A 15917-nucleotide genomic window follows, 5' to 3' on the forward strand; every position below is an offset into this window, starting at 1 on the left:
AGTTTTTCAGAATGAATAATAAAGGACGCTTATGAGCGAAAAGAAAAAACTCAGCCTGACTAGCCGCATTGTTATCGGCATGGTCGCTGGGATCACTCTCGGTACCATTATTCGTTACGTTGCCGGTGATAATGCCTGGGTTTCTCTGTATTTAACCAACGGTCTTTTCGACGTTGTTGGTCAAATATTCATTACCTCTTTGAAAATGCTGGTTGTGCCACTGGTGTTTGTATCACTGGTGGTCGGCACTTGTTCCTTAAGTGACCCCAGCAAGCTTGGACGCTTAGGCGGAAAAGCTGTTGGCATGTATATGATCACCACGGCAATCGCTATTACTTTTGCGATTAGTTCGGCAATTCTGGTGCAGCCAGGCTCCGGCATTGAGCGTGCTTCGGACGCAAGCTTTGAGCCCAGCGAAGCGCCGTCTGTTAGCGAAGTCATTGTTAATCTGTTCCCTGATAACCCCATCAACGCGATGGCCGAAGGCAATATGCTGCAAATTATTGTATTTGCACTGTTGTTCGGTATTTCTATGGCGTTAGTCGGCAAACCGGGTGAACGTTTAAAAGGCTTTTTCGATGATTTGAATTCGGTCATCATGAAGCTGGTTGTTATCTTAATGAACCTGGCGCCTTATGGTGTGTTTGCACTAATGGCCAAACTTTTCACAGAAATTGGCGTGGAAATGATAGGCAGTCTTGCCAAGTACTTCCTGTTGGTTCTGTTTGTGCTTATTGCTCATGGCTTAATTATTTACCCACTATTTATGCGCGTTCTTGCCCGGGTTAAACCGGGAATTTTCTTGCGTAAGATGCGTGACGCTCAACTGTTTGGCTTTAGTACCGCAAGCAGTAATGCGACCATGCCTATCACTTTGGAAACCGTTACCCGTCGTTTAGGCGTCAGTAACAGCGTAGGTTCTTTCACTGTGCCGCTGGGCGCTACCATCAATATGGATGGTACGGCTATTATGCAGGGTGTTGCTACCGTCTTTATTGCGCAGGTATATGGGCTGGACTTAGGCGTTGCTGAATACCTGATGGTGATTATGACCGCGACACTGGCGTCTGTTGGTACTGCCGGAGTGCCCGGGGTTGGGCTTATCATGCTCGCCATGGTGCTGCAGCAAGTTGGTTTGCCGGTTGAAGGTATTGGCCTTATTATCGGTGTGGATCGCTTGCTGGATATGACCCGAACTGCAGTTAACGTAACCGGTGACGCTATGGTCAGTTGTGTGGTGGCACGTTCAGAGGGCGACTTTGACGAAGACGTATACCACGACAAAGACGCTGGCAAAAAGCTGGAAGAGCTCTAACTGCTGAGCTTTTTCCGGTTACTTCTCCGGTTGTTCTCCGAGAGCCGGTGCACATTCAAGCGTGCACCGGTACTCCTGAGTGAAAACGTAGCTCAGTATCTTCAGACGTAATCAATTCTGCCTCCCACTCTCTGAACTGATTAACTCGCTCAGTAATGTCCGTATCGCTTAGCTTTTGCGCTAATTCCAGGTAATCCTGATAATGACGTGCTTCTGAACGTAACAGGGACACATAAAAGCGGGCGATGTCCTCATCCAGATAAGGAGCCAGTGCGGCAAAACGCTCACACGAACGTGCTTCAATAAGTGCACCTATAATTAGCTTATCAATTAAAGCCTGCGGTTCGTAAGTACGTACATGCCGAATAAGGCTGGCCGCGTAACGCGATGCGCTGAGCTTGTAAAGCGGTACATCACGTGCCTGCATTATTTCAAGAACCTGCTGGAAATGATGCAGCTCTTCCCGTATTAAACGGGACATTTTATCAATAATTTCGTCGGCGTACGGTTGTGACTCAGCAGCTTGTAAAGCGTGAGACAGTTGCTTGCTTTGTTTCAGTTGCTGAAAATTTCCAAGGCCGCGATAAACCAGATCTTCGTATGGCTGCAGAGCGTCAAGCAGGGTTTGCCCGTGATCTTTATTAACGGCATAACGGCGCAGCAATAAGGCTGCGCTTTGAGCCGCTTTTAACTCACAATGTAAATGATCCAGTAAAATGACGGGCAGATTCTCAGCCATAGACGCTTGCTTAACCCACTCTGAAGGCGTCTGGCAAAGTAAAAATGAGTGTATTGGGTCGAGCAGATTTAGATAGGGTTCGACGAGACTATAATTCACAGCGATCCTTCTTGGCGTAAAAAGTGTAATAATAAATTAACAACTAACCCTTTGTTCTATAACAAAAGGCCTTGACAGAATACAGATGGTGCTGAATATTAGATACATGGGGTGAATTTTTCAGCAGTACCCGCGTCAAAAATTATAACGTATTTATGAATTCGGCGGTATGACCGCGAACTATGGGGAAGTGAAATTATGATACTGAATCATATTTGGGGGTTATACGCCCATCCAGTGCAAGAGTGGAAATCGATAGACAGCAAGCGTGAGAGCTTTCTTTATTCGTGTTCTCACATTTTACTGGTAGCAATTTTACCTTGTTTGGCCGCTTACTACGCGTCAGCGCATATTGGCTGGAGCGTTGGAGCACGCGAGTCCATTTATCTTACCCAAAGCAGTGGTGTTATGCTTGGCGTTGCAATGTATATTGGTATTTTGGGAGCCACGTTTGCGTTGGCTTACTTAATTTATTGGATGGCAAAAACCTTTGGTGCCGACCCCAGTTATACGAAATCGCTTGAATTAGCAGCCTACGCGGCGACTCCTGTAATTATGTCGGGAATAGCGTCAGTTTATCCTGAGTTGTGGTTTGTTGCGTCCGTTTTCCTTATTGGCGTGGCTTATTCGGTTTACCTGCTTTACTCAGGCCTACCGGTAATTATGCACATTCCGGAAGAACGGGGTTTTCTGTACGCGAGCTCGGTAGTGACCGCAGGTCTTATTGCTATGGTTGTACTTATGGCAACAACGGCCATTTTATGGACCAATGGTTTTGGCCCTGACTTTATTTCTTAACGTAAATTTTAAATAAAAAAAGCCCGGTTCTGGTTAAGCGGAACCGGGCTTTTTTATTGTTTTCAATAAAGCGCTTTCGTAAAAGTTATTTCTTCAGGTAATGACCCGCCAGACAAGTAACCGGAGCTGCTGTTGGTTTACCGTGTTGCCAGTCTCCGCCTTCTACGCCGCTACCGGCAATATCGATATGGATGTAGCTTATCGGGTGCTCACTATCAATGCCATGATTGTCCAGACCGGATACTCCGCTCAGAAATGCCATCGGGAATTGGTGTCCACGTGGTGTGGCAGCAGAAGAACCGTTGTTGGAGGATAGCAGATCGTCGCAAAGGGTACGGCCTTTAACAAAGTCGAAGTCTTCACGGCGCGACCAGGATATTTCTGCCGGGTCACCATAGGTTTCGCCTGCATCGAATAATGCCTGAGCCAGGTTCTGACGACGTGCATGGCCATTGGGTACCAGAGCGCTGTATGGGCCTTTTGAAAGGGCTGCGTGGCCTGTCAGAGTTGCTACCGTATATAACTCGTGTTCGCCGTCAGCTTTCGCCGCTTCTTCGCGTAAATGCGAAAGTAAGTCGGCCATTATCAGGCGGCCTTCGGCATCGGTATTCCCAATGCGGACACGCTTGCCGCTGTGGCCGGTAATAATTTCATCGGCCACAAAAGCATCCGAACCAATGCTGTTACGTACCGCGCCAATTTCAGCAACCACATTAAGGTGCTCTGGCTGTAATTCCGAAACCGTTTTTAAGAAGCCGGCAACGCCTGCAGCACCGCCTTTATCTCGGCTCATACCAGCCATATGACCACCGGTTTTTAAGTCAGCACCACCGGTGTCGTAAACGATACCTTTACCGGCAAACATAACTGTACGCTCGGGGTTGTTGCCGTGATACTCAAGGCGAATAACGCAAGGGCGATGACGCTCTACGGCCATTGATGAGCGACCAACGGCTGCCAGTAAAGGGTACTCATGCTGTAGTTGCTGGTAGTCATCGATAACAGTGACCTTGACCGAAGTGTGAGCAAAGGCCTGGCGGCAATATTCAGCAAATTTAGGTGGTGCCATACGCTCAGGTTCGGTACCTGCAAGGTCGCGGGCAACGCGTTTACCGGCTTCAACCGCCATGGCCCATTCAGCGTCAAGCTCTCCAACTAAAATGACGTTTTGAGTCGGTTCAATGGCTTCTTCACCATGAGCTTCACGAGCTTCCAGTGGCTGATAAAGTGCCTGACAAAAGCCAAGATAAGCGGCTAAAAAGGCTTGCTGATAACGCTCGTCGTTCACATTGACGTTATTCAACGCGATAACCGGGTGTCGGGCGCCGGCATCTTGCGCAACTTTTGCTGCCGCATGTGCCGCATCGAAAACCTGACGAACATCGTCAAAGTCGCGGTTTAACGGCCCGGTAGGCGCAGCGACCAAACGCTGGCCCGGAACACCGTCAGCCTGTAACAGTAAAGGCTGTTTTCCCACTCTTTGATCGGTAATTTGTGCCTGCTGAATCGTTTCAGCCAGAGCAGAATCGTCAATAGAATCAAAATTTCCAATTAAGATAAGTGCGTCGGCACCATCTTTTGAGTATGCGTCAGCCAGTGAGCTGACGATTTGCAGTTGTGCAAATGCCATAGGTTAAACCTCTTAATCAGTTTGTCGGTTAAGCGCGACGCCAGCGGGTGCCTTCAGCACCATCCTCTAAAACAACACCCATGTTGGTTAGCTCATCACGGGCTTCGTCTGCTGCAGCCCAGTCTTTATCTTCCCGGGCCTGATTACGCTTGGCAATCAACGCTTCAATTTTGGCGACATCGTCGTCGTCACCTTGTAAAAACTCTTGCGGAGACTGTTGCAGCAGCCCCATTACTTCAGCCAGTTCAAGTAAAACGTGCGCTAATTGCGCGGCTGCGTCCGGAGCACTCTCGCGGTTGCGGTTAATTTCCCGGGCAATTTCAAATAACACACTCATGGCCTCCGGCGCGTTTAAGTCGTCGTCCATAGCCTGCTGAAAGCTCTGCCAGTATTTGCTATGCAATTCTTCACTGGCGGCTTGCGGTGTTATGTCACGCAATGCAGTGTATAAGCGCTCCAGAGCGGAATGCGCCTGATCCAAGTTTTCCTGAGTATAGTTTAGCTGTGAGCGGTAATGGCTCGACAACAGGAAATACCGCACGGTTTCCGCGTCGTATTGTTCCAGTACGCTGCGAATCGTAAAAAAGTTGCCCAGTGACTTCGACATTTTCTCATTGTCGACCTGCACCATACCGCTGTGCATCCAGTACTTTACGTACTCAGATTGATTCGCGCAGCAGCTTTGCGCTATTTCATTTTCATGATGAGGAAAAGACAAGTCAGAGCCGCCACCATGAATATCGAAAGTGCTGCCTAGGTGCTTCTTATTCATTGCTGAACATTCAATATGCCAGCCCGGGCGGCCTTCACCCCAGGGCGAAGACCAGCTGGGCTCGCCGGGCTTAGCGCTTTTCCAGAGCACAAAGTCGAGCGGATCTTGTTTGGCTGCGTCAACATCAACCCGTGAACCCGCTTGCAATTGCTCTAAGTCCTGACGACTGAGCTTGCCGTAATCGTTAAATGTAGAAACATCAAAGAGAACATCGCCGTTGCCTGCTTCATAGGCGTTGCCGTTTTCAACAAGGCGTTCAATCATCTGGATAATTTCATCCATATGGCCGGTTACACGCGGTTCAATGTCGGGACGGACTAAATTCAACGCGTCAAAATCTTTATGCATTTCCCGAATAAAGCGCTCAGTAACCTGATGAAAATCTTCTCCGTTTTCAGCCGCACGTTTAATGATTTTATCGTCCAGATCGGTGATATTGCGGACGTATTTCACGCTGTACCCTAACTTTCGCAGATACCGCACAACAATATCAAAAGCGACATAAGTTCTGGCATGGCCAATATGGCAGTAGTCGTAGGTGGTAACACCGCACACATAAATACCCACGTGGCCGGGTTGAATAGGCTCAAATGACTGCTTTTTGCGGGTGAGGGTGTTAAATACGGTTAATGCCATAAATAGTGTCTCTTACTTTTAAACGGTTAGCGATGAAAACTGGGGGCTTATGATACCACCTATGGTACGGCTCTGGTACACTATTGGCTGGTTTAGTCAATGAAACAGGTACATTCAATGCAAGTCGTTTTACATACCAATCATGGTGATATCACTTTAGAAATGCACAATGAAACCGCGCCTAAGACTGTAGATAACTTTTTACAGTATGCCCGTGACGGTTTTTATGATGGCACAATTTTTCACCGTATTATTAGTAACTTCATGGTGCAGGGTGGTGGTTTTGAGCCTGGCATGAAGCAAAAAGAAACACGCGACAATATCGAAAACGAAGCGCCGACAGCAAAACCGAATGTGGTTGGCTCGGTAGCTATGGCGCGCACGCCCGATCCTCATTCAGCATCGTCTCAGTTTTTCATCAACGTGAACGACAATGCTTTTCTTAACTTTCAGAATGAAACACCTAACGGTTATGGTTATTGCGTATTTGCCGAGGTTGTAGAAGGTATGGACGTGGTAAACACCATTAAAGACGTGAAAACCGGTTCAGCGGGCTTCCATCAGGACGTGCCGGTTGAAGACGTGGTTATTGAAAGTGTGTCGGTTAAAGACTGATTCCGTGACCACCGGCTTTATTGCTGACTTACATTTAAGTCCGGGGCGGCCAGATATTCTGGCTGCTTTTGATAACTTTTGTCAGCAACACACTAATCTTGATGCGCTTTATATTCTTGGCGATTTGTTCGATGCCTGGCTGGGCGACGACGACACCAGCGAATTTGCGGCGCAAGTAAAAAATCAGCTGAAGTACATGACGGACAGTGGTGTACGCCTTTACTTTATGGCCGGGAACCGTGACTTCATGGTGGGCGAGCGTTTTGCCAGCGATGTTGGTTTAACCCTTCTCCCTGATGAAACGGTCATTGACTTGTATGGCGAGCGGGTACTACTGATGCATGGTGATACCTTATGCACGCTGGATAAAGGTTACCTGCGTTATCGGGCTATTATCCAGAATGCTCTGGTCAAAGGTATTATGCGTAGCTTGCCCTTGTCCTGGCGTATGCGTATTGCTAACCGGTTACGGGAGAAATCCAGTAGCCAAAGACCTGAACTAACCCCGGAACAGCTTTATAAAATGGATGCTCAGCACAGTGAAGTGCTGCATGTTATGGAAAAGCACAGCGTTAGACAGCTCATTCATGGCCACACACACCGTCCGGCAGTGCATTGCTTCACTCTCGGTGACGGCAAACCCGCTAAACGTATTGTACTGGGCGACTGGTATCAGCAGGCTAGTGCTTATCTCGTTTCTAAGTAACGCTTGCGCTTTTTCGCACTGAGTTTGGTGGTATCCACTAACACCAATCCATCTATCGAGTGGTTAAAGTCCGGGTCAACGCCAAACTCTAAAAACTGCACTCCGCCGGGTTCACATAGCTCCGAGTATTGTTTGTAAAGCGTGGGAATGGCAGAGCCGATATTCGCCATGTAGCTTTTTAGCAGAACAAATTCATCGGCGTAGTTGTTACCGGTAAAGTCAGGCACCGTTGAGTCGGTGTTTAAACGATAAGGAATGTTCGCCCTGGCCATTGGTGTTTGCGGTGGAAAATGGCTGCTGTAAAATTTGACTAAAGCGGCCTGCGCATCCTTTGGTAACGCGTTGCTAATACTGACAGAGCCAAATAAGTAACGATAATCTGGATGCTTACGCAACAGCGCACCAATACCTACCCAGAGATAGTCCAGACTGCGCTTACCCCAATACCGGGGTTGTACAAATGAACGGCCCAGTTCCAGACTTTGCGGAAAAATATCCTTCATAGCGTCCGAGAACTCATAGAATCCGTCACTGTAGAGTCCGTTTTGGCCGTGCGTTTCTATTATTTTATTGCAGTCGCCCAGACGGTAAGCACCAGCAATTTCAAGATCATCCGGATCCCAGAGTATCAGGTGCATATACCAGGTATCGTACTCATCAAGGTCGCGTTTACGCCAGGTACCTTCGCCCACGGTGCGAAAAGCCACTTCTCTTAAGCGGCCTATTTCCCGAAGAATAGGGGAGCTACCACTGAATTCATACAGATAAATCTTTTTGCCACATGGGGTTTCACCCAGTAATTCACAGGCCTCAATGGCCGCTTTCAAAGGTTGGCGCGATTCAGGACGGGCTATTGCTGTCTGAGTTGGGAAAATCGATTTTTTTTGAGTGCCTAAACGGTACAAGTGCTTTTTAAACAGTTTAACCTGCTGGTTGATACTAAGGCCCTGATGAAGAAAGGCTTCAACAGGTATTCTTTGCCCTATATGGCACTTAACCTGCTTACGTTGCTGACGAAACATTTCCTTTACCAAGAGCATGGTAGCTAAAGGCTTGTAGACCATAGAAGCGGTGTAAAACCAGGCTGAGTTATGAGCGTCGAGACGTATGGGCAAAATGTCACTTTGGGTTGCCTTGGCTATTTTCAGAAAGCCACTTTGCCAGTGAGTATCGCGTACCCCATTGGGGCGTAGCCGCGACACTTCGCCAGCAGGAAACAATATGACGCACCCTTCGCCGTGAAGGTGATTATGTATGTTGCGAATGTCTTTGCGGCTGGGCTTGCCGCCAAAAACATTAATGGGCAGCAACAGGGAGCTAAGCGGTTCAAGTGCAGACAGCCATTCATTGGCAACTATTTTTACATCGCTGCGCATTTCACTCACTAACTTTAATAATGCCAACCCATCAAGAGAGCCTATCGGATGATTCGCAATAATAACCAGACGTCCGCTTACAGGAATATTATCCAGTTCTTGCGAAGAGTAGGCGTAAGTGAAATTGAAATAGTCCAGAGTGTGTTCAACAAAGTCTATGCCTTCTAAAGAAGGAGAGCTTTTGCCAAACTTCTGAATGTCTTCTTCGTGTAAAAGGTTGCGTAAAACCCAGGTCGTTGGCTTTTCTAACCAAGGTTTCCCTTTAATGAGTGGAAGCTTGTCATTAACAACTTTGTCTACAGATAACATCAAGTGCTCCGGCAGCTACTGATGGTAAAAGTGTAGAGAGCGTAAATGACATTTTAATGACGGTCGCTAACAAAAAGGGAGCCGATTAGGGCTCCCTCGAATTCGTTCTTTACTTTAACCGTACACCTAGTCGTTAAATTGTCTACCGAAGAACGAGTCTTCCAGCCATTGTGGGCGCTTATCGGCATTTGCAATATCTTTACCAATGGCAAAGTTAATGTCGGTAAAGCGCGCTCCAGCTTCGTAGTTAATGTCTAAGTTGAGTCCATCGCTGGGCTTATGATAGTGCTCAGCAAAAAACTTGCCCCAGACTTCGCCGCCGTCTTCACCTTCGGTACGTGAGGTAAATCCGGTCATCAAGAACACCGCCGGAATGCCTTTTTTAACCAAAGTGTAATGGTCTGAGCGTGTAAAAATAGCCTGCTCGGGCATAGGATCAGGGCTTTGCGTTGTATCGAACTGCTCAGCAGCCTTGCTAACTGTCTCGCCTAAAGTTGAATGGGAAGCACCAAAGGCAATGACGTCGGCAAAATCATACAGCAGTACCGGCATATCCAGATTCACATTTGCTACGATGTTTTCTAATGGAACCGTCGGGTTATTCGCAAAGTAGTCTGCACCTAACAAGCCTTTTTCTTCTGCGGTGACAGACAAGAACATAATTGAACGATCGAATTTTTGCTCTGACTCTACAAACAAGCGCGCGGTTTCCAGCATAATAGAAACACCACTGGCATTATCCATAGCACCATTATTGATATTGTCTTCGCGGCTCATGTCTTTTACTACGCCAATATGATCGGAATGCGCTGTATAAACAACGTACTCGTCTTTCAGGGTTTCGTCAGAACCGGGCAATACAGCTGCGACGTTAGGGCTGGAAATTTCTTCGTGACGCGATTCGCGAGCCAGAGTGACTTCACCTTCCAGTTCAAACCCTTCAGGAGAGAAGTCAGGGTCTTCTTCGATTTTCTCGAAGATAGTGCTCAGTTCTGTCGGTGCACTGGCAAAGAGTTTTTCGGCGGGTTCATCATCAATATAGGCGGAACCTTTTAACTGTTGTTCTTCACCTTTAGGCAAACCATTAGGACCTAACCAGGTCATGCGTGGCGTTTTGGTGTAATAAACGCTGGTTTCGTATTTGCGAGTTTTTTCGCGCACTGGAGTGTGCAAAGTAATAATACCAACCGCACCTTTTTCCCGGGCAATATCATTTTTAATATTGGCTAAATGAGCGCCTTCTTCACTAGGCAAAAAGTCCGGACGACCGGTTAGCATCACAACAATTTTGCCTTCTACGTCAAGGCCGTTGTAATCATCAAGACCAAATTCAGGAGCTTCCATACCATAGCCGACAAAAACTAATGGCGCAGTAATTTCATCTTTTTCTTCATAATGACTTGGGCCGGTAATGAATTGCTTAGGGAATTCAAATTCAACCACTTCGCCGTTGTTTTCAAAGGTCATGCTAGCGCTGTTTTCTTTCAGTGTACTTTTACGAAAGGGAACACGCTGATAATAAGTGCCGTCATCACCAGCAGGCTCAAGGCCTAACTGTTTGAACTCAGAAACAATGTAGTTAGAGGCAATTTCATGCTCGTTACTACCAGTTTCGCGACCTTTAAGGTCATCGTCTGCAAGAAACTCTAAATGAGCACGGATATTGGATTCTTCAGCACGGATTTCCGTCTTTTTTAGTTCGGGTTCTGATGCGCCACAAGCCGCTATCAGCAGACTTAATGTGACGGGCAGAAGAATATGGGATGGCTTCATATCATGTCCTTGGTGTTTTTTATCATAATAGCCAAGCTAGTGTACCGCAGCAGGTAGCAGACAACCAGAGTGGATAATTGAAAGAGTGTTGCAAAACGTATCAGGATTTTGTAATGTTATATTATTACAATAACGAGATGGCGTTAATCTGAAACAACGTTAACTGGAGTGGTTATGAAACTGAATGCGTTAACTCTTGCATTACTGGCAACAAGTACTGTTGCACAGGCGCAACAGCAAGAAGAACATGAACACATAAATGACTATGAAGTCATTGTCATTAATGCAAGCCCGCTGGATAAGACGGCGCTTGAATCGGCGCAGCCTGTCAATATTATTTCTGGTGACGCGCTTAAGCAAAAGAATGCCCATAGTCTGGGAGAAACTCTGGCAATGGAGCCGGGTATTAACAATACCCATTTTGCGAATGTTGCTGGCAGCCCTATTATTCGGGGCCTCGGCGGGCCTCGAGTAAAGATCACCCAAAACGGACTTGATACTGGTGACGTATCTCGAGGTGGTCCCGACCATGCGGTCACAACAGAAACCAGTACCGCACAGCAAATTGAAGTACTAAGAGGCCCGGCAACACTGCTGTATGGCAGTGGAGCAATTGGCGGGGTCATTAATGTAGTCGATAACCGCATTCCTTCTGAGCCTGTTTACGGCATGCAGGGTAATGCGAATGTGTCAGCTTCTACCAATAACGACAACAAAGAGGGATCTTACGATTTGCAAGTAGGCAATGGTCGTTGGGCGCTTTATACCGACGCTTTTATTCGCCGTGCAAATGACTATGAGACACCGTCGTTTACGAATGACGAAGGTGAAACGGTGGATCACATTGAGAACTCGTTTATTGATGCCCAGGGCGGCACTATTGGCGCCAGTTACCAGTTCGATGATGGCTTTTTCGGAGTGTCTTATCAGGGACTTTATCAAGAATACGGTATTCCTGGTCACAACCATGGCCATGGTGAGGAAGAAGGTGAGCATGAAGAAGAACATGGTCAAGAGGAAGATCATGACCATGTGGAAGCTGGTCCTTATGCTGATTTAGAGCAAGAACGTATTCAATTTGCAGGCCAATGGCGTAATCCTTTTAGTGGCTTTAATCGTGTGGATTTCCGCGCCGCCTTAACGGATTACCAGCATCAGGAAATTGAAGACAACCTCGTCGCAACTCAATTTGAAAATGCGCAAAAAGAGATACGACTGATTGGTCAGCATAAAGAGATTGCTGGCTGGAAAGGCGCGGTTGGTTGGCAGTGGGACATCAGCGATAAATCTGCTTTTGGGGAAGAAGCCTTCACGCCGAACACGTCTCGTCGTACCCAAGGCTTGTTCTGGGTCGTAGAGCAGGAATTTGGATCTCATCACGTTGATTTAGGTGTTCGCCACGAACGTACATCGCTTTCCAGCGAAGAGCGCAAACTGGATACCTTTGACGCCACTTCGGCATCTGCCGGTTACCTCTATCATTTCAGTGACCACACATCGGTTTCATTCAACCTGAGTCATGCAGAAAGGGCGCCGGCTGCAAACGAAGTCTTTGCTAACGGTAATCACTTTGCAACCCGCACTTACGAGCTTGGCCTGGGTTATGAGCTGCATGAAGAAGAGCACGATGAATACCATATTGAGCCGAATGATGCTGCGATTACAACCGAAACATCAAACAATATTGATGCGGGATTCCATTACGAGAATGATCGTTTTCATGCAAATTTGAATGTGTTTTACAACCGCGTTGATGACTTCATCTACGATGATTTCATTGGCCTGAACAGTGAACAATTACATGGCGATGAAGGCCATGGCCACGAAGAGCATGCTCATGAAGAGGAGCATGCAGATGAACATGCTCATGAACACGGCGGTCTCGAAGTGGTTCAGTTTAAACAGATTGACGCCGAGCTTTATGGCTATGAACTTGAGTTAGACTGGAAATTTACAGAACAGTGGTCACTCCACGGCTTTAGCGATTACACTCGCGCAAAACAGCGTGATGGTAATGATTTGCCGCGAATTCCGGCTCAGCGTTTTGGTACTGAAGTGCGTTACCAGGCCGTTGGCTGGGACGGTGCTATCGGTTATACGCGCTATATGGAACAGGATAAAATAGGGCAGAATGAAACAGTTACTGACGCTTATGGCTTATTGAACGCCCGCGTCAACTTTTATCCTGAATGGTTAGCAAATTACGGTGCTACCCTTTACCTGAAAGGTGAAAACTTGACGGATCAGTTAGGCTTTGTTCACAGCTCCTTTATAAAAGATGATGCGCCTGTTATGGGTCGTCGTTTTCAGGCTGGCGTTTCTATTAGCTTTTAATTGAACTGTCTTTTCGGAAAATAACGCTATCGTCGTAATTCGACGGTAGCGTTTTCGTGTTATTTCACCGCAGCCAACCCATTTTTATTCCGAACTTTGTTAATATAATTGGTAATAAACTCATCGTTGGATCTTGCATCATGCCTTTTCATTTTAATCGTCGTATCCAGGCGATTGCTGTTATTGTTTTTAGCTTTTTTAGTCTCTCTGTTTTTGCCGAAGAATTAACCATAGAGCGTTTATTTAGTGGTCCCAGTCTTACGGGTGAAACTCCCAAGTCGTTAAAGTTTGCGCCCGGCGGGCAATACCTTTCATACTTAAAAGGCAGTAAGGAAGACCCGCAACGTTATGATCTCTGGTTATACGATATTGAAGCCGACAAGCATAAATTGTTAGTTTCAGCAGACCAGCTTGCCGCCGATGAGCTTGAATTGTCCGATGAAGAGAAAGCCCGCAGGGAGCGTCAACGCATTAGTGGCAATGGCATAATTGAGTACAGCTGGTCAGCAAAAGGGGACGCGCTGCTTTTTCCCTATAACGGTGATGTTTTTTATTACCGGACTGATGAAGAAAAAGTGACTCAGCTGACAAAGACGGATGCTTTTGAAACTGACGTTAAGTTCTCGCCAAAAAGCGGCTATGTGTCTTTTGTCCGGGAACAGAACTTGTACTTTATTGATCTTGCCAATGGCGAAGAATACGCGGTTACAAGCGAAGGCGGTAACACGCTTAAGTTTGGCATGGCGGAGTTTGTTGCACAGGAAGAAATGAAGCGCATGACAGGTTACTGGTGGGCTCCGGATGAGTCGGCTATCGCGCTGACTAAAGTCGATGAAAGCCCGGTGCCTCTGGCCACCCGTAGCGAGATATACGCAGACCGAATTGAAACCATACAACAACGTTATCCGTTCGCCGGAAGTGACAATGTTGAGATTGACCTGGGTGTATATAAAATTGCCGACAAGCAGACCAATTGGTTGCAGCTGGATAAGAAAAGTGATGGTTATTTGGCCCGGGTGAAATGGGTTGGTGACAGCAATCGTTTGAGTTACCAATGGCAGAGCCGGAATCAGCAGGCCTTGACGCTTTGGCTTTATAATAGAGCAAGCGAAACTCAGCGCGAGTTATTAACGGAGACCTCGGACAGCTGGCTGAACCTGCACGATGACTTGTATTTCTTAAATGATAACAAACATTTCATTTGGGCATCTGAACGAAGTGGTTTCAAACACCTTTATTTATATCGCCTGGATGGGTCATTAATTCGTCAATTGAGTGCCGGCGACTGGCAGGTTGATGAACTGGAAGCGATTGATGAAAGTACTGGTACACTGTATTTTACCGCTCGGAAAAAGTCACCTCTGGAATCTCACCTGTATCGTACTCAGCTAAATGCCAGTTCTGCGGCTAATCCTACGCGCATTACTGCACGCGAAGGCATGCACAATATTAAATTTGACACCGATGCACGCTCGTATCTGGATACCTACTCATCGTCTCAGCAGCCTAAACAAGTGAGTTTACACGGTCCTACAGGGAATCATCTGGTGTGGCTGGCTGAAAACAAAGTGACTGGAGAGCATGCACTCTCTCCTTATTTGAGAAACTGGCGTTACCCTGAATTTGGTGAACTGGAAGCTGAAGACGGTCAGACACTGTACTACAAAATGACCAAGCCAAAAGACTTTGATGCAGAAAAGCAGTATCCGGTTCTTGTGTATGTTTACGGTGGACCCGGCGCTCAGCGAGTAACGAAAAGCTGGGGTAGCGGTTTTGTTCAGTATATGGCTCAGCAGGGCTTTATCGTCTTTACTCTGGACAACCGGGGTTCGGCGAACCGGGGAAAACGCTTCGAGGCACCTATTTATAAAAACATGGGGAGCCCGGAAGTGGACGATCAGGTGGTGGGGGTTAAGTATTTAACCAGCCTGCCTTATGTCGATTCAAAGCGTATTGGTATATACGGTCACAGCTACGGTGGATATATGTCGTTGCTGGCTATGTTTAAAGCACCTGAATACTTTAAGGCCGGAGTAGCTGGCGCACCGGTAACCGACTGGCGTCTATATGATACGCATTATACTGAACGTTTTATGGGCATGCCCAATGACGGCGATGCCTATGAAAACTCATCGGTTTTTCCATACAGTAAGAACTTAAAAGGTGATTTACTGATTTATCATGGAATGGCCGATGACAATGTTTTGTTTACTCATAGCACAAAGCTCTACAAGCAATTACAGGATAACGCTCAGGCTTTTGAAATGATGAATTATCCGGGGAAAAAGCATTCTATTAACGGGCGTAATACAAAAATTCATTTATATTCGATGATTGCTCAATTTTTTCAACAAACCATTGGCGAACAATAGGTTATAATATGTACATATCTTCCATGAACAAGGAGTGACTATGCGCTTTTTATCTCGCCGACTGGTTATGCCAAATGATTTGAACTTTGCCGGTTCGCTATTTGGTGGCCGTATTTTAGAATGGATTGACGAAGAAGCTTATATCTTTGCCAGTTGCCAGTTAGGGGCAAAAAGCCTGGTAACTAAGCATATTGGTGCTATTACCTTTGAAACCTCAGCGTTTCAGGGCGATGTCGTTGAATTTGGCTTGCAGGTGAAATCTGCGGGACGTACGTCGTTAGCTATCACTTGTCTGGTACGCAATAAGCACACCAAGCAAAACATTTGTTCAGCTGACGACATTGTGTTCGTACATATTGATCCGGAAACGCGCCAGCCAACGCCTCATGGCAAAACGAAAGAACAGTTAGACGACTTTTAAGAGCCGCCCAAAGCGGCTCTAC

The 15917-nt window shown here is 46.8% G+C and carries 12 protein-coding genes; 7 read left to right on the forward strand and 5 right to left on the reverse strand.

All coding sequences use genetic code 11. The features are described from left to right. The first annotated feature begins 31 nt into the window (after window positions 1-31). Window positions 32-1315: a dicarboxylate/amino acid:cation symporter gene (locus U0358_RS04685; protein WP_322407231.1), complete on the forward strand. Its 1284-nt coding sequence runs from the start codon at window positions 32-34 to the stop codon at window positions 1313-1315. A gap of 55 nt (window positions 1316-1370) precedes the next feature. Here U0358_RS04685 and miaE read toward each other — a convergent pair whose 3' ends face one another. Further along, the gene (gene miaE, locus U0358_RS04690; RefSeq protein ID WP_322407232.1) at window positions 1371-2153 is read right to left on the reverse strand and encodes a tRNA isopentenyl-2-thiomethyl-A-37 hydroxylase MiaE; all 783 of its coding nucleotides are present in this window, start codon (window positions 2151-2153) and stop codon (window positions 1371-1373) included. 198 nt (window positions 2154-2351) lie between these two features. Here miaE and U0358_RS04695 point away from each other — a divergent pair, with 198 nt between their 5' ends. Then, window positions 2352-2951: a Yip1 family protein gene (locus U0358_RS04695; RefSeq protein ID WP_317496506.1), complete on the forward strand. Its 600-nt coding sequence runs from the start codon at window positions 2352-2354 to the stop codon at window positions 2949-2951. Between the two features lie 85 nt (window positions 2952-3036). Here U0358_RS04695 and U0358_RS04700 read toward each other — a convergent pair whose 3' ends face one another. Together U0358_RS04700 and cysS are read right to left on the reverse strand one after the other, a co-directional pair. Next, entirely contained in the window at window positions 3037-4581 is a 1545-nt protein-coding gene (locus tag U0358_RS04700) for a M17 family metallopeptidase (RefSeq protein ID WP_322407233.1), read from the reverse strand. A 28-nt stretch (window positions 4582-4609) separates the two neighbouring features. Beyond that, window positions 4610-5989, reverse strand: a complete 1380-nt coding sequence (cysS, locus tag U0358_RS04705) for a cysteine--tRNA ligase (protein WP_317496508.1) — start codon at window positions 5987-5989, stop codon at window positions 4610-4612. Between the two features lie 117 nt (window positions 5990-6106). On the opposite strand from cysS, the gene U0358_RS04710 reads away from it, so the two are divergent. After that, entirely contained in the window at window positions 6107-6604 is a 498-nt protein-coding gene (locus tag U0358_RS04710; RefSeq protein ID WP_317496509.1) for a peptidylprolyl isomerase, read from the forward strand. Then, entirely contained in the window at window positions 6564-7310 is a 747-nt protein-coding gene (locus tag U0358_RS04715) for a UDP-2,3-diacylglucosamine diphosphatase (RefSeq protein WP_322407234.1), read from the forward strand. Before U0358_RS04710 ends, U0358_RS04715 begins: the two co-directional genes overlap by 41 nt. On the opposite strand, the gene U0358_RS04720 is transcribed toward U0358_RS04715, so the two are convergent. Next, the gene (locus U0358_RS04720; RefSeq protein ID WP_322407235.1) at window positions 7292-8995 is read right to left on the reverse strand and encodes a bifunctional ornithine lipid synthase OlsF; all 1704 of its coding nucleotides are present in this window, start codon (window positions 8993-8995) and stop codon (window positions 7292-7294) included. The two genes, U0358_RS04715 and U0358_RS04720, sit on opposite strands and share 19 nt — an antisense overlap. A gap of 126 nt (window positions 8996-9121) precedes the next feature. Then, window positions 9122-10768, reverse strand: a complete 1647-nt coding sequence (locus tag U0358_RS04725) for a M28 family metallopeptidase (RefSeq protein ID WP_322407236.1) — start codon at window positions 10766-10768, stop codon at window positions 9122-9124. A 174-nt stretch (window positions 10769-10942) separates the two neighbouring features. Between U0358_RS04725 and U0358_RS04730 the strand changes: the two genes are divergently transcribed. The 3 genes from U0358_RS04730 (at window position 10943) to U0358_RS04740 (ending at window position 15895) form a co-directional block, all read left to right on the forward strand. Next, on the forward strand, window positions 10943-13102 hold the full coding sequence (locus U0358_RS04730) for a TonB-dependent receptor (protein WP_322407237.1): 2160 nt from the start codon (window positions 10943-10945) through the stop codon (window positions 13100-13102). Window positions 13103-13242: 140 nt separating this feature from the next. Further along, window positions 13243-15474, forward strand: a complete 2232-nt coding sequence (locus tag U0358_RS04735; protein ID WP_322407238.1) for a S9 family peptidase — start codon at window positions 13243-13245, stop codon at window positions 15472-15474. 40 nt (window positions 15475-15514) lie between these two features. After that, window positions 15515-15895 (forward strand): acyl-CoA thioesterase, encoded by a 381-nt coding sequence (locus U0358_RS04740; protein ID WP_322407239.1) that lies wholly within the window; start codon window positions 15515-15517, stop codon window positions 15893-15895. Window positions 15896-15917 lie beyond the last annotated feature (22 nt).

The sequence above is a fragment of the Idiomarina sp. PL1-037 genome, assembly GCF_034422975.1.
Classification (GTDB): Bacteria; Pseudomonadota; Gammaproteobacteria; order Enterobacterales; family Alteromonadaceae; genus Idiomarina.